Source organism: Arthrobacter sp. MW3 TE3886, assembly GCF_041262145.1.
In the GTDB taxonomy this organism is placed as follows: Bacteria; Actinomycetota; Actinomycetes; order Actinomycetales; family Micrococcaceae; genus Arthrobacter.
Genome location: NZ_JBGCAN010000001.1, coordinates 2,222,374 through 2,239,392, shown reverse-complemented (window position 1 = coordinate 2,239,392; position 17,019 = coordinate 2,222,374). Strand labels below are relative to the sequence as shown.

Genomic DNA, 17,019 nt, shown 5'->3' with positions numbered 1-17,019 from the left:
AGCGTCCAATATCGATAGTCATCTTGGGACCTCTTACCCTGTGACCCAGGGATTAGCGGTAGCTCCGGCAGCAACCGGCACGGGCTCTTCTTCCGGGCGGGGGCTGTAGGTCTTGAGGGATGCCTCTACGGCTTTCTCATGGGACCCGGTATACCAGGGCATGGTCCGGACCAGGGTGGCTGGTGCGCCGGAGGCGAGGACCACGGCGCGGCCGCGGTCGAGTTCCGCGAGGTTTGAGGCGTCGAAGATGTGTTCCTTGCCCTCCTGCCGGGATCGGCTGGAGCCGGACTTGCCGGACGAGACGGACACGTTGGTGTAGCTGTAATCCCCGACCAGGTCCGAGAGTGCCCGGAGGAAGCTTTCTTCGGCGACGCCGCCGCCGTAGACCTTGACGTTCGCCGCGGACCAGATTTTGCGCATATTCGCCTCTCCCCACAGCTCGACCCACTGGGACCAGGACTGCAGGATGCCCATGGCGATCAGGCCCTTGGAGCCGTAGTGGCTGAACTGGTCCGGCAGGGCTGCCCAGCGGACAACGTTGGCCAGCTCGTCGAGGGCGAACAGCGCCGGTTTGGGCAGGCGGCCGCCGCTGCGTTCGGCCCTTTCCTCCATCGCCTCCGCGATCGCCACCGTCAGCGCTGTGGTGAGCGGGGCAGAAAGATGCGCCCGCCCGCCGCCGTCAGGAATCCGGCCGAGTTTCTTGACGTCGATGTGGATCATGTCTCCCAGAGCGTCGCGTTCGTAGCGGCGGCCGGTGGCCCGTGCAGCCGGATCCGTTCCCCAGTCACCGGGTCAAGGGTCCCACAGCCGGGGCGTGCTGGCCCTGGCGAGGATTCTGGAGACCGTTCGGGCGGCCCTTCGCGCCGCGGCAACCCGAACGACGCCAGATGACCCGGGTGAAATTGAAATAGCCGAGGTCGCATAAATTCAGCGTGGGCGCCCGGAACCACACGGGCCCAGCCACCAAACCGCCACCTCCACAAACACGTCAGAACGCCCCGCCAGACACACGGGGCGAACCGTCATACCCGGGCATGCACTTGACACGACATATAGCCAACCAGGGCCGTGATTCCGCTGTCGGGCCGCACGATCGCGAGTGGCCCGACAGCGGAATGATTCAGCTGATGTCGTCGAAGCTCAGTTCACGATTTCGCTGACATGCCCGCACAATAAGGCCTAACACCGCTGCGAGAGGGACCAAGACCCAAAGCCATTCAGCGAATCCCTCACCGCCGGCGAGGAAGGAAAAGTTGAGGATCGTTAGAACGATTGCAACCGCGAAGGCGACGAAAGCGATCATTGGAGCTACGACGGCAGTCCAGACGTTCTCCTCGTCTGGCGACTTCCTGAAATACATCACAACAGCGACCGAACTGCCGCACATAAGGAGCAGCACTCCCAGTGATCCGACAGCAATCAACCACGTGTAGAGCTGGTGGAACGGATCCGAACCGGTCACGATGAAAGCCCCGATCACCACTAGGACGGTAATCGCCGTGACAATGCTCCCAACGTGAGGAGACTGATGCTTTTTATGGCTTCGGCCGACAGCTGCGGGAAGAATGCCAGCACGTCCCAAAGCAAAAACATATCGGCTCATGACGTTGGCAAAGCCAAGGAGGATCGCAAAAAAGCTCGTTACGACAAGAACGCTAAGAATCTTTACCCAAACCGGGCCGACATATTTCCCGGCAACATCGAGGATGAAACCTGTCGGGTTTTCAGTGGCTACGTCCATTACCTTGTCCGCCCCTACGGCGTTGCTGACCGTAAGTGTGCTGAAGACATAGAAGACGCCCAAAACGATGATCGTGATGTAGGTGGCGCGAGGGATGGTCGTCTTTGGTGTGCGCACTTCTTCACTGAAGACGGGGGTTGATTCCACGCCAACGAAGGATCCTAGGGCAAAAAGTGCTGCCAGGCCGATACCGGGGCCAAACATCAGCTGGGGTGAGAATCCCTCGAAAGTGAATCCGCCAGAGCCGCCACCCTGAACCAAAATTGCAAAGTCGAGTACCAGGATGGCAGCCACGGCGAACACCAGCAGAACCCCCATGATCCGTGCACTGAACTCGACCCGGTTGTAGGACAAGGGAGTCAACACGGCCAGTGTAACAAGAGCCCAGAACCCCCAAGGAAGATCAACGCCGAAGAGCTCCATGGCCGCTTGCTGAAGGAAGACCGCGTGGATTCCATAGAGACTACTCAACACCGCCACGTAGGTCAGCAGCGTGACATAAGACGCGGCGACTCCCGCTTTGATACCAAGGCCCTTGACGATGAAGGCGATCAGTCCGCTGGCAGTCTTAGAACGACGGCTCATAGCCACATATCCCACGGCAAAAATGAGGAACAGTACCGTGGCAAGAAGATATATCCCTGGTGTTCCCGCGCCGCTCAGCATGAAGACCAACGGGGTGGCCCCCAGAAAGGCTGCCATTGGCCCAATCATGGCTACAACTGTGAACACCAGTCCCCCTGTGCCCATGGCGCCCGCTCGGAGTTTGGACTGATCAATCCCTGGGACAGTGTTGTCCGAAATTACTTTTGACATTAATTTCTCCTGTGGAGATGAATTCGATAGTTGAGTCTGCTCATATCCCTTATGAGGGAAGGTGGCAACAGGGGACGTATGGCCTCCTGTTTGGCAACCGTTCTGGTCATCGGCGCCCTTAGGTTGGGGATGCTGAGACCGCTCAACCGAGGTTTGATGACGTGTTGCGTCCGCCGGAAGGTCCAATCCGCATCCCACGCTCTTGGGAAGCGAAATGCGGACCGGATCCGGGCCTCGAAGAAGGTTGTGGAAGTACTTTCAGGTATTATGCGCCCTGAAGGTTGGCATCGTGCAAACTTGCATCTTGTTAGGGACGAATCGGCAGGGCTCAGCAGGTCAGCTGAGCGATAGGTCTGGCTTTCGAAAACGAGAAGCGGCGTTCGTACGATCGAGCCGCGCTGCGATCTTGAGAGTAGGAACACTGGGCGAGGCCCGTGTCCTGAAAATCTGACTCCGGGTTATTCCGCATTTTGCAGGTAGCAAAGGTGGTGTCTTCCCGCCAGGTGGACTGTCGTTGTTTGGAGCAGTCCACCTGGCAGCCGGAACAAGCACGCTAGCCTCGGAAGTTGGATCTCAACCTGACTTCAGCTGAGTGCTGCGGCATCTCGTCCGGCGCGAATACCGGTTGCGAGAGCGCCATCAATGAGGGCATAAGATCCGCTGGCGATGTCTGCCCCAGCTAGGAGCACACGCCCGTCGCGGGCTTCGATTGCGTCCAGTTGCTCTGGAAGTTGTCCAGGACCGGGAACGGCCCATGTGCCGCGATACAGTGCATCCTTAGTCCAGTTATGGCTGGCAACCTCCAGCACCTCAACGTCAGGCAGCCATGCCCGCAAGACCTTCTCGACCTCGGTGGTAGAGGAACCGTCGACGGCGCTGGCATCGGAGCCGAAGGCTACCGCAATGTGGTCGCCCTCGATCGGCCGGTCGTATTGGAGGAGTACGAAGGGGTTGCCCTCCGGTGCGAAGGCCATGTAAGCAGTCCGATTGCCCTTGATTCGGCAAACTACTTTTTGTCCGCCGGAGATTTGACCGGATGCGCCTAGCTGCTCCGCATGCTTATGGGGTGGATCGAAGGTTATGCTGGACAACACGTTCACCGGTACGGCGCAGACGACAGCCGTCGCCGAAACCGTTGCGTTGTCCGACAAGGTCAAGGTCACTTGAGAGTCGTTCTCGGAGACCTTAGTGACGGCCTTGCCCATGATGAAATCGGCTTTGATATCGGATCGGATTCCATCCGATAGTAGACCCATGCCTCCGACGATCTTGTAGCGCGAAATCACGTCCAGCATAAGACGCCAGTCCCAGCCTGCCAGGGCAAGCCACCGCAACGGCAGGGTAAGGCCGGCTTTGTTCAGAGGAGCCTGGCAGGCGGCGGCCCAGAAGGATGAAGTCATGTCTCGCTCGAGCTTGGACATTGGCACACCATCGAGGAACTCGCCCAAGGTCAGCTTGTCGTGCTCGAGTGCGGCGTTCGAGAACCGCGGTTCGTGCGGACGCTCGTACAGAGTTCTTGCAAGGTCCGCCAGCGCTGTCATGCCTTTATCCATGAGACCGAAGACCATCTCCTCAGATCCTTCCCGGACCTGCCCGTTGTCCAGGTACAGGAGTTGTTCCGGTGGGGTAAACTCCTCGAGATTTAGCCGGTAACGCTTGATTTCGGACCATACGTGGGGCTGGAGCCAGTGCACGTCTGTTCCGCCGAGTTCGATGCGTGTGCCAAGACGGTTCTCAGTCCAAGTCCGTCCGCCGAGGCGTTCGGATGCTTCGATCAGGACTACTGATTTCCCCAGGTGGCTGGCTTCACGTGCGGCTGCGAGACCGGCGAAACCGCCTCCGATAACAGCGACATCGTAGTTTTTGCTCATGCTCGGGCCCTCGGGATTTCAACGGAGAATTTTCGGAAAGGAGCGTGGAAGGTCCAAGTGGACTCGCTACCTTGGGGGAAGAAGGCGGAGTCGCCCGTACGCAAAACCACGTCCTCACCATCGGCTGACGAAATGTGTACCTCACCTTCGATGACCAAGATGTATTCGTCAGTTTCGAAGAGATACGGCACTGGAACCCGGTCCGGGTATTGGCCCTCGAGTACCCGATAGATTCCGGTGCGTACGTCATCGCGGCCAGGAACTTCGGAGAGTTCCCCTGTTACTTCACCTTCGACAATGAAGGGTTTGTATCCTGCCGACAGTTGGTCGGCAAAGATCAGATGGCGTTGGGTTGTCATGGTGATTTTTTCTTTCGTAAGGATGTCAGGTTTTTAGTGATCCACTGCAGCGCTTGTGGGAGCACTACTGGTAGGGGTAGTTCCGCCGTCCGTGGTTAACGGAGATCCACTTGAGGCTGGTCAATTCGTCAATGCTTGAATGGCCGTTGAGCCGGCCAACGCCCGATTGCTTTTCCCCGCCGAAGGGAACGATGGGCTCATCGGCAATAGTGGCGTCATTGACGTGGATCATGCCGCTCTGAATCTTTTTGGCGATCCGCACCCCGCGGGCAGTGTCGCGGGTATGAACGGCACCGCTGAGACCGAAATCTGTGTCGTTGGCGATATCAATGGCTTCCTGGTCATCGTTGAACTCCATCACGATGATGACGGGACCGAACAGTTCGTCGTGTGCTATCGGGGAGTTACGGTCGACGTTCTCAAGAACCACGGGCGGGAAGATATTGCCATCGGGTTCTCCGCGCAGTACGGCCTTGGCTCCCGCTGCGACGGCAGCGGTGACTTTATCATCCAATGCTGCGACCTGCCGTGCGTTGATGAGTGGTCCGATGATGGTGCCGGGGGCGGACGGGTCACCCGTAGGAAGGGCCGAAACCTTCTCAATGAACCGCTTCTTGAACTCTGCAGCGATGCTGGAATGCACGAGCAGGCGGTTGGCTGACATGCAGATCTGTCCCTGATGTGTGAATCGGCTAAAGACAGCTGCGTCAACGGCGTACTCAAGGTCGGCATCTTCGCAGATAATGAAGGCGCTGTTTCCGCCAAGTTCAAGGATTGACTTTTTGAAATGGCGGGCTGCAACCTCACCTACGTGCCGGCCCACGCCGGTGGAACCGGTGAACGCGATGACCCGGGGAACCGGGTGCTCCAGGAAGTAATCCCCTATGACCGGGATTTCTGTCACGGTCACGTTCAACAGCCCGGCAGGCAGGCCGGCCTCTTCGAAAATCGAGGCTAGGAGGGTGCCCCCTGTAATCGGCGTTTCCTCATGGGGTTTGATAACCACGCCGTTGCCCGTAGCCAGAGCTGGCGCCACTGACTTCATCGAGAGGAAGAACGGGAAGTTGAAAGGGCTGATGACGCCAACCACGCCGACCGGGACACGGTAAACGAAGTTTTCCGTGTCTTCGACGGGTGACGGGTAGATCCTACCTTCAATGCGCAGCGGCAGTGTCGCCGCCTCCTTGAGGGCGTCGACCACGAGACCAATTTCGAAAGCCGCTTTGAGGGCGGTTCCTCCTACTTCCGCCGTGATGAGCTTGCTGATTTCTTCCCGGCGTTCTTCAACGATCCTTGCTGCCGCCTCGAAGACACTTCTCTTCGCATAAGCATTGACCTTGTTCCAAGCCGACTGTGCCGCGGCAGCAGCAGCGTAGGCTTCATCGATGTCGTCGGTGGTTGCGACAGGAAACTCACCCAGGGTCTTGCCCGTGAACGGGTTCAGGTCGACCAGTACTTTCTCTCCTGAACCGGCACGCCAAGCGCCCCCAATGTACTGCTGTGAAAGCTGCGCAGTGTCCATGTGTTTCTCTACCTTTCGGGCTCACTTCGAAGCCATACCGAATTTGTTTGCCAACAATGACATGCGTCACATAGGGAGCGCGTCCGTATTTACACGGAGGTGCTTACGGATCTTTTTAGGGGAAGCCACAACGGTGCGGAGCACGTGGCTGCGGCGCCTCCGTTTCGACCTATTTGGCTTTGGGGACTGCTGCGGCTGTGCCACCGAGCTTGGCCTCAGCACGCCCCACACTGATACACCCCCTAGCTATACTGCCCGGGCAGGTTGGTTAAGCGGCTGATGGGTGGGTGGCCTCCGATTGCGGTGTGGGGCCTGTGGACTCTTCTATGTCTGTCAAACCGCCTTCATCGTTGCCGATGAGTCGTTGAGCGCCCGATAGATGCGGCGGGCCATGTAGCGTTTGATGAAGCGCCGGATTTCCTTGTCGGTGCGACCTTCCGAACGTCGTTTTTCCTCGTACTCTCGGGTTTCAGCATCGTGGGTCATCCTCGTTACCGCGACCACAGAGCGTTGAGCGCATTGACTGACCGTGTGCGGTCAGCGCTCATCGCACCGCGAGCGGTGGTCAAGATGCGCACGGCTTGGCGAATCCCGTCATTGAGCCGGGGGCGGCGCAGCTTCTCCACGGGCAGCGGCAACGTTGCGGCCGCGATCTGGTGAGCGTCCAGGGCGTCGGTTTTTCCCACGCCCCGGCGTTTCTTGGCATCCAGACGTGGTGCCTCGACGACCGGATAACCGTGGGAGGTGACCGTGCTGGCCAAGATCGCCCCGTAAGTCGCGGCGCCTTCAATAGCCCAGAGAGTGTCGGCATCCGCGCCGGTGCGGCGGGCTACCCAGTTGATGGCCCGGTTGATTCCGCCCGCGTTGGTGGGAAATTCCCGAGTTTCAAGTAGTTCACCGGTGGTGGAGGCGAGAATTGCGTAGACATGGTTGCGGTGTGTCGACACCCACGACAAATGGGTGGGCATGAGCGACGATGGACATGGCGGTCACGGCACCTTTCCGAAGAGCGATGGACATGGGGCAACGGCCGTGTACGGCCGGTATCAGTCCGGGTAGGAGTCACGTCGGAACAGCAGTGTGATGGGTCACGCCCCGCCATGTGGTGGACAATCTTCTGATCAAGCTACCGAGGTGGGCCGGAATGGTGCCGGCCACCCACCCCAAAAGATGGACAAGTCCACAGCAAGACAATCAAATGTCAATGATTGTATGAGTCACATCTTCGGGGGCCGGGCGGCCAGTAGCCATCCTGCCAGCCAGTCCCGGACCAGCCATGATCAAGACTTACAGTGATTGTAGTGGTGGAGCCAGGCCGGGAGGGCGTTTCTGCGGGCTGATTCTGTGGCGTAGAAGCGTTGGAATGCCCATCCGTCAGCCAGGGTGCGGTGGAACCGCTCGATTTTCCCGTTGGTCTGTGGCCGGTAGGGGCGGGTCTTCTTCGCCTTGACGTTCAGCTCCCGGCAGGTGTCCCGCCAGAGATGGGATTTGTAGGCCGCGCCGTTGTCGGAGAGGACGCGCTCGACGGTGACGCCGCGGGCGGCGAACCAGGACACGGCTCTCTTCAGCACGACCACCGCGGTGGCCGCTGTTTCATCGCCGTGGATCTCTGCGTAGGCAACCCGGGAATGGTCGTCGATGACCGTGTGGACGTAAGCGGTGCCGATGACCGGGTGGCTGCGGCTGCCAGTTCTGACGGGTGTCGTCGCACGGTTCCGGTCCCCTTGCGCCAACTCCAGCCACTCATGGCTTGACTCGCCACCATAGAAGGGTCGTCTAGCGGTCGGCCTCAGTGATGGGTTTCGAACTCCTGGAAAGAGCCCATGAGGCCGCGCAACGAGGCAGGGACCGCGTGCTGCTTGTTATGACCACGGGTAGTCATTTGGCATGTGCAGGACCTGTTACAGCCAGAGAGAGTTTGTCCACGCCATGCATGGCATCCGCGCGGCGCGCACAAGGGCCAAGTGCGAAAACGCTTGAGGGAAGTTACCGGCCAAGCGCTTTGTCTTAGGGTCGAATTCTTCGCTGAGAAGTCCCAAGTCATTAGCGATCCCCACAAGCTTGGACATCAGGACGCCGGCTTCCTTCCGACGTCCGCTGTGAGCATACTGCTCAACCAACCAGAAAGAACAAGCGAGGAACGGACTTTCGCCCGGTGCCAGTCCATCAACTCCGGTATCGGTCTGATACCGGAGCAGGAGACCGCTTTCTGTCAGCAATTCCGCTTCCATCTGCGCGACGGTACCGAGCATGCGTTCATCGTTATAAGGCAGAAAGCCAACTTGCGGCAAGGCCAGCAATGCAGCGTCCATGTCTGGTCGACCGTAGGTCTGAGTGAAGGAGTTCAGCTTCCGGTCGAAACCGCGATCCAGAATCTCCAGCCTCAGCCGTTCACGGAGATCAACCCAGTGCTCCCTTGGGCCGGGGAGCCCGTGGTCACGGACGGCGCGGATCCCGCAGTCGAAGGCGACCCACATCATGAGTCTGGAATGTGTGAAGTACCGAACCGGACCGCGTACTTCCCATAGGCCACAATCCTTGTCGTGGTAATGCTTCTCCACGAATTCCAGCAGCGTCCGCTGGAGTGTCCAGGAAAAGGTGTCTTCCTTGCCGCCGGCGAGCCGAAGCTTCTCGAGGGCCACCATAACCTCGCCGACCACATCGGCTTGGTACTGGGAGACTGCCGCATTGCCGATGCGCACGGGACTCGCGCCCTCATAGCCCGGGAGATGAGGAAGTACCTTCTCTGGCAGGTCCCGTTCGCCTGCTATCCCGTACATGATCTGAATGTCCTCCGGGTCCCCCGCGAGTGCGCGCAAAAGCCAGTTCCGCCATTGAAGGGCCTCTGATTCGTATCCGTGGGTCAGCATGGACTCGAGAGTCAGGGCCGCGTCACGAAGCCAGCAAAATCGGTAGTCCCAGTTGCGGGAACCGCCGAAATCCTCCGGCAGTGAGGTCGTGGGTGCCGCGACGATGCCGCCTGTTTCGAAGTTTGTCAGAGCGCGCAGGACCAGCAGCGATCGTTGGACTGAATCGCCATAAACACCATCTGAGCGGCAGTGTCCGCCCCCACTCGGCCCAGTAATCGGCGGTCTCTTGAAGGTTCCTATTGAAATCGAGGCGTGAAGGAGCGTTGCGATACGACTGGAACCACGTCAGTTCGAAATCGAGATGCTCATCCGCTGAAACCGCGAACTCCCCTATGTGACGGTCGCCTTCCGCTTCCGGAAGATTCCCGCCCCTCATCGCCCAGGCGTCCGGTCCAGCTATGGCAAGCAGCACTTCTTCGCTGCCGGCCGAGGTATTTTCACGACCACGGCTTACCCACGGTAATGCTGCACCATAGCGGGGACGGATCCTCAATTCCTGACGCACTCGAACACGGCCCCCAATGCCGCTGACTCGACGCAGAAGAGAAGACAGACCTCTTCCCACAGGCATGAAGTCAATGACGCGGATTTGCCCGGAACCAGCCTCCCAGATCGTCTCCAGGACAAAAGTTGATTCCAAATATCGTCGGCTTACGACCCGGGCGTCCGCATCAGCCGGAGCAAGTAGCCATCGGCCATGTTCCTCGGTGCCCAAGAGCGACGCAAAGACGGATTCGGAGTCAAAGCGGGGAAAACAAAGCCAATCGATACTCCCATGTCGGGAGACAAGGGCTCCGGTGGAGAGATCTGACAAGAACGCGTAGTCCTCGATCAGGGCTGACATAGGCCCACTAAATCACAACGATGGCTTCTGGGAAAGATACAGCGCGGACGAAGCGATTAAGCCCGGGGAATCCCACCTCACCGGACATCGGTAAAACTACCCATGTTCTAAATCGGGTAGGAAACCACGTAGATTCCCCCGCGCGAACAGCAGGCCCTGCGAGACAAAGTGGATGGAGAAGCAGCGGCCGGTATAGAAATCAGAAGGAGCGCCGAGATGACCCGCGAAGAAGCATATTCTCATTGCCCACCTGACTCCTATGTGGAGTACTACAGAAGCCAGTGGCTCATCGTCCCGTTCGCGCCCGTTGAACAGCCGGGATTCTTCGCATGCGCGCCCAGCACCGAACGAACTATGCGTGCCTCCGTCGGGCACTGATGCCTTCCCGAGACATTGGGCAATTTTTGAGTTCGAGATGACCGGGGGCTGTTGAACATCAACTCGAGGGACCAGCTGTTCTCGGTTTCCACTGCATGATGACTTCATCCTCGAAGTATGCGAGCATCTCCCCTGCATGGTGTTCCCGCCATTCGAACGTGATGACATTGGTCAGGGGCGGCGGAAACGCCGGTACTGATCGCGTCGGTCAGCGACTGCATGGGCTGTTTCCCTGGTGTCGTCGGGGCCGCGGTAGGCGGTGCGCTGCTAGATTCCCCGGTCGCTCGCCTTAGAGTGGTCGTCCGCGGCGGAGATCGTCTCCGGGTTACGAGGTCCGGTTGGTTGTGTAGAGCGGGTTCCCGGACCTTCCCACGCCTTCGGCAACGCGCTGGAGGCAGTGCTGGCGCACAATGCCCTCTAGTATCCAGTGCAACCGGCGGAGGGAGCCCTTCTCCGGGGCTGAGTGTTTTGGGCAGCCTTCACCAGCGGCGTCGTCGGCAGTTATTCCGGTTCGCGCGAACGGGGGACCCTGCGACCGCGCGTCAATGCCCTATGCGTCACGCACAAATGGCAACAGTCATCCGGAATCAACGTACGGCTTTCGAGCACCGCCCGGCCAGGGTGAAAGGCTGGCCGGCAGATTCGAGCCCAAGTTCATCGCGCCGGCACCATACTTTAGTCAGGAAGATTGCGTGGGCACTGAGGTCTTCCTGATGGTGGAACTGCCATCTTCGGAAGACCTCGACGTTTACCCGGGAACTGACGGCGCCCGCCCCGACGCTACACTCAAACGCGATGAACGCGGATAGATTCGCGGCGGGTCTGGTCTGGTCTGGTCTGAGTAATTCGTGCCACTTTGGCACTACGAAGCAAATGCAGCTGTTGGGTTGCCTCGTGAGGCTAGAGTCGCATCAGTACTTCCTGCGTCGAAAGCAGGCGGAACGTCTGCACATGTACTGACTCCGCCGGGCCCCTCTTGTCTCTGATGGATTGCCGGGTCTGGACTGAGGTTTCGTGCATGCGGTTCTTCAAGGTTTCCAGCCATTGCTGCAGGTCATTTTCCGTGCTCGGACCGATCTGCATCGTTTCCACAAGCTCCCTACCGGACATTGGCGCGTATCGGGCAAAGGTATCCTCCGGACTCAGCGCCCACGTCGACATGCGCTCAAGTTCGGCCGCGGAGGACTGGATTTGCAGATCGTAGGAAGCCACAGTTCCGCTACTGTCATAGGCCCAGGCAGTGGCGAGGTTTTCAAGAATGACTGACTCATCAGACCAGCCAGTTAGAGCCGCATGCAGAAAATCAGTGTTGTGAGGGGGAATATCGGGTACAGCCAAGCGGGTTATTGCGCGATCGTTGATCGCAGCAAGAAGGGAAGCAGGATCCTCTTCAACCAAGACCTCGTGCCGGGGTGGCCACACGTCGAAGCTACTGTGGTCTCCGTGCATTTGTCCTACGTGGAAAAGGTAGATTTGAGGGTATTGTGCCGACCTATCTCGTCTCTCTGGCCGCGCTTCGTAATGCAGCAGAGCACCAAGCTGCATCAGGAGGCTCGCACCGAGAGACCCCCACGGTTCACGGACAACTATTCCAAGCCGGTCCCGTAACGACCAGTCAGGGAGAATCTCATCCGTACCGACAAGATTGCCGCGGACGGAAATAGTAAACATGTCTTTGCGGATGTCGGTAGCAACGTGCATCTTTCACTCCACTTCAATCACCTAGCGGTCCTCAACTGCGGCGTGATTGCCGCGGACAGGGTCGTAAAACAGTGCCACACGATGACGACGCACGCGTCCGTATAAACACGGATCTGGCTACTGGGCTTCCGCGCGAGACCTCCGAGCCAGGAGCACGCCGTTGCCCACGGGGCGGCTACGACGGTGTCAAGATCCTGTCGAGTCGGGGTGCAGGCGCGCCCAAGCGGCAGCCATTTGCGCACGGTTTTCAAGACCAAACTTCGCCAGGATGTTCTCTACGTGTGTTTCTGCAGTCCTAGGAGAAATGGTCAGTTCCGAGGCTATTTCGCGGTTACTTAATCCGCGGCCTAGCAGGGCGGCTACTTCCTTTTCGCGGCGTGTAAGGCGGACGGCAGCGTCAGGTTCCGGGCCGACGATCCCATCCTTACCCGCCGCCTCCTGCAGAAGAAGGTCGTTGGTGTCGGTCTGAAAACCTTTCGCATAAGCCAAATCGAAGGCTTTTTGCCCGAGCACATCGCGGCATCGTCCCAAGGATTCCTCGCGTTGAGCACCGATGTTATGAAAGCCTGAGAAGTGCCCACCCACAAACTTCCAAAGTCGGTCGGCGCCTCCGAATAGAGTCGCCGCTCGGGCATTCTGTCCGGCCTGCTGGGCGCACCATGCCAGAAGTTCAATGCAGTGTGCCAACAGCAGCTGGTCGTGGCCGTACCCCGCAACCTTCAAGGCAAGTTCGCGGGCCCGGGTCGGTTCATTTTGAATCCAGTCATGGACGGCAAGGGCGTATTCGATGTACCCGCGCCACATGTAGTCATCGAAGTCATCGCAAAGATCCAATCCAGTCCTGCTCAGGTCCGCTACTCGATCGTTGTCATGGTCGAACGCGGCGAGCAGTACCGCGACGCCGATGGCATCCATCGTGAGGATCTCCGCCGTCGGCCCGGGGACGCGTTTGTAAGCATCGATAGCCTTGTCCAGGAGCTCGCGGGCTGACGAAACCCTACCGTGTCCAGCCTCTACGACTCCGGAAACCTGAAGCGAAAGAGCAAGATTCAGCGCGTCCCCTGTGGGTGCCTGACTAGCGGCCAGTTCAAGAAGTTTCTCCGCGGACCGCAATTTGCTTTGTAAAGCGCACAGATAGGCATGAATGCAGAGGGCGTACTCACGTTCTCGCGGGTATGCGTCGGTATTCGCGGAAGCCAGCACTCTCCCCAAGGTGGAACGCCCCTCAGAGAGCTGGCCTACCGCGAACCAGAAAAACCATAGTCCCGCTGCCATGCGAAGGCTCCCGGCACTGAGGTCCGGGGCCTGCAGACCATGGTTGATGGCGGCCAGGATATTGGGGTACTCCAGGCGTAAACGCTCTATGCGTTCCCGCTCACTACTTCCGGGAAAAGCAGTGGTAAGGCGATTGAACGATCCTTCGTAATAGGCGAGGTGCTTGTTGTGCAGCACCTGCCTTTCACCGAAGTCATCCAATCGGGATTCACCATAGTCGCGGGTGAGGCGCAGGAGACTGTATCTCACTTCCTCGCCGATGTTATCCGCCAGAACAACTGATTGGTCTACCAATGAGGCCAGCAGGTCCAGAAGGTCCGGAGGTGTCAGCGGCGGTTGTCCGCAGACCGCCTCTACAGCGGGAAGATCAAACGTATTTTCGAAAACCGTAAGACGGGACCACAGCAACTTCTCATCGTCGCTGCACAACTCATAGCTTCCCGCCGTCAGGGTCCGCAGCGTCCTGTGTCGAGGATCGGTCGCTCCCGCCCCCGCTCGCGGGAAGTCCGGATAGCCTTCCATACGTTCGATAATCTGCTCTATCGACAAAGCCCTCGTCCATGCCGCTGCGAGTTCTATCGCCAAAGGCAACCCGTCCAGCCTGTGGCACAGCCGCGAAAGCGCGGGTGCTTGTGACTCGGCAACAGTGAATCCGGGCCGAACCAGCCGAGCGCGCGCAAGAAAGAGCTTAGCCGACTCAGAGCCCAGAACATCGGAAAGGCGAACTTCCGGCGTCGTGTCCACAGGAAGTGAGAGTGGAGAGAGATTGACCAACTGACCGCCGTCTACGTAGAGCGCCCGCCGGCTTGTCGCCAATATCGTACTTTGAGTGCCGGATGCGACGAGATCCTGGAGCAGAAGAAGACAGTCTGAGTCCAGCGAGTCGCAACTGTCCAAAACGACCAGAGCTTCGAGATCCTGCACGAAGTCGCTTAACAGCACAGACGAAACCTGTCCACTGTTCCGCATTCCAAGAGCAGCGGCAGCCCGGGCGCAAAATTCCGCGGGTTCGCTGACTCCGGCAAGGTCAGCGAAGAACACGCCCTCGGGAAACCTCTTAGTCAGGCGCTCAACCAAGTGAGAAACAAGCCGTGTTTTTCCAACTCCGCCCGGGCCGACCAAGGCAACGAAGCGGCTGACCTCAAGCGCACTGCCCAGCGTTGACTGCTCGGCCTCTCGTCCAATGAAGGTCGTCACATACTTGGGTAGCTGTGGCATCAGGGCCTGGTCAGTCATCAAACAACGCCTCTCGTAACGCCACCCCTGCCCCTGGGAGGCTCCCTTGCCAGCCAGTGGACAGGCGTCTTTGCCCTCTTGGGAAGGGCCCGGCAGCAGGTGCGGGCGGGAAGGCCGGAGCCGTTCGGCTATTCACGACTGGGCAAGCTGCCGTCCCGGGTCGCGATCTCTTGTCAATTACAGCCAATCATGGCCCCAGCTCCTGTGCCGCCAGTACGGGTAACGTTGCCGCAGCCGAAGCGCGGACGTGGTCGATGCACGCCAGACGTGCCCCGACAGGATCAGCGGCGAGGATGGTATTAACAATTCGCTGGAGGGCTTCAATAGTGGGTTGGGCACGGTCCTTCATTGACAACGAGACCCGACGAATTTGATGGATACGCACGTGCAGACGGTTAACAGCCTCACGCAGCTCTATATTACCGGCCCCGGCCAGAAGGTAACCGTAAAAAACGTCGGTTGCCAGCAAAGTTGCGGTCGTATCGGAACCTTCAAGAGCCCTCCGTAGAGGCTCGAGGGACTCAGCAAACAACTTTTTCGCCGACGCTGATCCGCGCACTGCGAACAGCTCGCCGGCCAGGCCCTCCAGGGCCGCGCGGATGTCATAAATATCTGCAGCTTCTGCATAATCAAGCTCCCGCACGCGGGCGCCCCTGTTCTCGGTGAGAACAACGATGCGTTCCGCCGCCAGATGCCTTAGGGCATCACGCACTGCGGTACGGCCGACGCCGTATTTCACGGCGAGCTCCCGCTCGACGAGTTTTGTGCCTGGGACAAGGTCACCGTCCGCAATCGCCCGCCTCAGCACTTCTGGAAGATCCCGAACGTCTTCCGACGCCTCATTCGTCTGCACAAGCGACATGGCCTTAGTGCTCCTGGGTCGGTGAGTGGTGGTTCTTCATTGAGCATACAGATCTCACGGGAACGTGAAACAGGTTAAGTGGAATTTTGTCGACAAAAATTTAGAACAGTTGGAGCCCTTTGATGCGCCACGCTGCGACCAAACGGAACATCATCGCCGCCTTGACGGGGCGCGGAGAGCTGCAATTTAGGGGGGAAGGCAAGGGCAGGGTGTCCATTGCTTCTGGATGGGCTGCGGAAGATACGTGGAAATACGGAGTTTTTTTGTCGACATTCCGCCCTAAGCTGGCTCCATTGCTCGACGCGGCGCAGGGACTGATTCAGATCCCTGCTGGTCGGGGACGGCGCTGAGAGTCATCCGATGCACTCGGGGACGAGGTAACCGGCGCAGTACAGCACTCGAATGAGGAATGGAGGAGCACCGGTTGTACAACTTGCACAAGCTGCTGTGGGACATCCGCAAAGATCCCACTCTCGCAGAGAGTTTTCGTAACGATCCGCATCCGATTCTCGATCAGTACGGGGTGGAGGACGAGGCGCGGACGGCAATGCTGGAGCTCGATTTCAAAAAGCTCCACAAGATCGGGGCCAACCCGTATCTGATCTACTTCTGCGCCATCCAGCTGGCTGTTGATCGTGCCGCCTACTACACACAGATCCGTGAGGAGGAGAACTGATGGGCAATATCGTAGGAGCATTCGCAGCATCCCATTCGCCCGGGGTGACCGGCTGGCCGGAGCGGGCCGAGCCACGCAAACGGGAAGCCATCGAAGGAGCCTTCGCTGAGGCCCGCCGGCGGATCGATGCTTTGGAGCCCGACGCAATCATCGCCATTTCGGTGGAACATTTCACCAACTTCAACTTTGGAAACCTGCCGGCCTTCGCGATCGCCACGGCGGATTCCTACCTCGGGCCTGTTACGCCGGAGATGAGCAACTTCCTGCGGGTGGAGCAGCACCAGTACCCCGGGAATGGAAAACTCGGCCGGCACATCTATGAGTTCGCCATCTCGAATGAGTTCGATCCGTCCTTGGTGGAAGGCGGCTTTGATTTCGACGAGAACTTCTGCGTTCCGTTCAAGCACCTGGATCCCGCTTCCAAGTACCCGCTCGTCCCCATTATCATAAACGGCGTAAACCCGCCCTGGCCCACAGCAAAGCGCAGCTACGAATTTGGCGAGATGCTCCGCCGTGCCGTTGAAGCGCAGGACGCGGTCGAACGTGTCGTGGTCGTCGGAACCGGTGGCCTCTCCCACTGGGTAGGGCTGCCCGAAGCAGGCCAGGTGAACGAGGAATTCGACCGCGACTTCATTACCCGAATCGAGAGCGGCGACCCCGAGCAGCTTAAGAGCTACTCGCCGAAGGAAATCGACGCGGCAGGCAATGGGGCTCACGAAGTCCGCACATGGATTGCCGCTGCCGGCGCCATCGGCGCCCCGTTCGAGGTGCTCGCGTACGAGCCGGTTCCTGAATGGCTGACCGGGACCGCCGTCGCAGCGGCAACGCCCGATTTGAAGCTCTAAGACCCCAACCCCCAGACGGCTCC

Annotated in this window: 12 protein-coding genes and 2 pseudogenes; 2 read left to right on the top strand and 12 right to left on the bottom strand. The window is 59.1% G+C overall.

Annotated features, from left to right (window positions below):
• Nucleotides 1-33 precede the first annotated feature (33 nt).
• The 12 genes and pseudogenes from ABH915_RS10155 to ABH915_RS10100 all read right to left on the bottom strand — a co-directional run bounded on the left by ABH915_RS10155 (nucleotide 34) and on the right by ABH915_RS10100 (nucleotide 15,475).
• Nucleotides 34-687: a type IV secretory system conjugative DNA transfer family protein gene (locus ABH915_RS10155; RefSeq protein WP_370124983.1), complete on the bottom strand. Its 654-nt coding sequence runs from the start codon at nucleotides 685-687 to the stop codon at nucleotides 34-36.
• Between the two features lie 433 nt (nucleotides 688-1,120).
• Nucleotides 1,121-2,557: an APC family permease gene (locus ABH915_RS10150; RefSeq protein ID WP_370120600.1), complete on the bottom strand. Its 1,437-nt coding sequence runs from the start codon at nucleotides 2,555-2,557 to the stop codon at nucleotides 1,121-1,123.
• A 584-nt stretch (nucleotides 2,558-3,141) separates the two neighbouring features.
• Nucleotides 3,142-4,428: a flavin monoamine oxidase family protein gene (locus ABH915_RS10145; RefSeq protein ID WP_370120597.1), complete on the bottom strand. Its 1,287-nt coding sequence runs from the start codon at nucleotides 4,426-4,428 to the stop codon at nucleotides 3,142-3,144.
• Nucleotides 4,425-4,787: a cupin domain-containing protein gene (locus tag ABH915_RS10140; protein ID WP_370120594.1), complete on the bottom strand. Its 363-nt coding sequence runs from the start codon at nucleotides 4,785-4,787 to the stop codon at nucleotides 4,425-4,427. The genes ABH915_RS10145 and ABH915_RS10140 overlap by 4 nt, the downstream gene beginning before the upstream one ends.
• A gap of 64 nt (nucleotides 4,788-4,851) precedes the next feature.
• On the bottom strand, nucleotides 4,852-6,309 hold the full coding sequence (locus tag ABH915_RS10135; protein ID WP_370120591.1) for an aldehyde dehydrogenase family protein: 1,458 nt from the start codon (nucleotides 6,307-6,309) through the stop codon (nucleotides 4,852-4,854).
• A 333-nt stretch (nucleotides 6,310-6,642) separates the two neighbouring features.
• Nucleotides 6,643-7,302, bottom strand: a pseudogene (locus ABH915_RS10130) (transposase).
• A gap of 287 nt (nucleotides 7,303-7,589) precedes the next feature.
• Nucleotides 7,590-8,036 (bottom strand): annotated as a pseudogene (locus ABH915_RS10125) (DDE-type integrase/transposase/recombinase); the annotation flags it as partial.
• Nucleotides 8,037-8,210: 174 nt separating this feature from the next.
• Nucleotides 8,211-9,308 carry a glycoside hydrolase family 15 protein gene (locus ABH915_RS10120; RefSeq protein ID WP_370124982.1) on the bottom strand — a complete coding sequence of 366 codons (1,098 nt, stop codon included), beginning with the start codon at nucleotides 9,306-9,308 and terminating at the stop codon, nucleotides 8,211-8,213.
• The gene (locus tag ABH915_RS10115; protein ID WP_370120588.1) at nucleotides 9,202-10,023 is read right to left on the bottom strand and encodes a trehalase-like domain-containing protein; all 822 of its coding nucleotides are present in this window, start codon (nucleotides 10,021-10,023) and stop codon (nucleotides 9,202-9,204) included. The genes ABH915_RS10120 and ABH915_RS10115 overlap by 107 nt, the downstream gene beginning before the upstream one ends.
• Before the next feature lie 1,278 nt (nucleotides 10,024-11,301).
• The gene (locus ABH915_RS10110; protein ID WP_370120585.1) at nucleotides 11,302-12,102 is read right to left on the bottom strand and encodes a hypothetical protein; all 801 of its coding nucleotides are present in this window, start codon (nucleotides 12,100-12,102) and stop codon (nucleotides 11,302-11,304) included.
• 186 nt (nucleotides 12,103-12,288) lie between these two features.
• The gene (locus tag ABH915_RS10105; RefSeq protein WP_370120582.1) at nucleotides 12,289-14,613 is read right to left on the bottom strand and encodes a LuxR C-terminal-related transcriptional regulator; all 2,325 of its coding nucleotides are present in this window, start codon (nucleotides 14,611-14,613) and stop codon (nucleotides 12,289-12,291) included.
• A 187-nt stretch (nucleotides 14,614-14,800) separates the two neighbouring features.
• The gene (locus ABH915_RS10100; RefSeq protein ID WP_370120579.1) at nucleotides 14,801-15,475 is read right to left on the bottom strand and encodes a GntR family transcriptional regulator; all 675 of its coding nucleotides are present in this window, start codon (nucleotides 15,473-15,475) and stop codon (nucleotides 14,801-14,803) included.
• Nucleotides 15,476-15,899: 424 nt separating this feature from the next.
• Between ABH915_RS10100 and ABH915_RS10095 the strand changes: the two genes are divergently transcribed.
• Both ABH915_RS10095 and ABH915_RS10090 read left to right on the top strand, forming a co-directional pair.
• Nucleotides 15,900-16,151 (top strand): hypothetical protein, encoded by a 252-nt coding sequence (locus ABH915_RS10095; RefSeq protein ID WP_370120576.1) that lies wholly within the window; start codon nucleotides 15,900-15,902, stop codon nucleotides 16,149-16,151.
• Nucleotides 16,151-16,996, top strand: coding sequence for a hypothetical protein (locus ABH915_RS10090; protein ID WP_370120573.1), 846 nt, complete (start codon nucleotides 16,151-16,153; stop codon nucleotides 16,994-16,996). Before ABH915_RS10095 ends, ABH915_RS10090 begins: the two co-directional genes overlap by 1 nt.
• The last annotated feature ends 23 nt before the right edge of the window (nucleotides 16,997-17,019 follow it).

Bases quoted from the DNA above. Each gene is read 5' to 3' on its own strand.
- ABH915_RS10150 (WP_370120600.1), bottom strand. From the start codon at position 2,557: ATGTCAAAAGTAATTTCGGACAACACTGTCCCAGGGATTGATCAGTCC.
- ABH915_RS10145 (WP_370120597.1), bottom strand. From the start codon at position 4,428: ATGAGCAAAAACTACGATGTCGCTGTTATCGGAGGCGGTTTCGCCGGT.
- ABH915_RS10140 (WP_370120594.1), bottom strand. From the start codon at position 4,787: ATGACAACCCAACGCCATCTGATCTTTGCCGACCAACTGTCGGCAGGA.
- ABH915_RS10135 (WP_370120591.1), bottom strand. From the start codon at position 6,309: ATGGACACTGCGCAGCTTTCACAGCAGTACATTGGGGGCGCTTGGCGT.
- ABH915_RS10115 (WP_370120588.1), bottom strand. From the start codon at position 10,023: ATGTCAGCCCTGATCGAGGACTACGCGTTCTTGTCAGATCTCTCCACC.
- ABH915_RS10110 (WP_370120585.1), bottom strand. From the start codon at position 12,102: ATGCACGTTGCTACCGACATCCGCAAAGACATGTTTACTATTTCCGTC.
- ABH915_RS10105 (WP_370120582.1), bottom strand. From the start codon at position 14,613: ATGACTGACCAGGCCCTGATGCCACAGCTACCCAAGTATGTGACGACC.
- ABH915_RS10100 (WP_370120579.1), bottom strand. From the start codon at position 15,475: ATGTCGCTTGTGCAGACGAATGAGGCGTCGGAAGACGTTCGGGATCTT.
- ABH915_RS10090 (WP_370120573.1), top strand. From the start codon at position 16,151: ATGGGCAATATCGTAGGAGCATTCGCAGCATCCCATTCGCCCGGGGTG.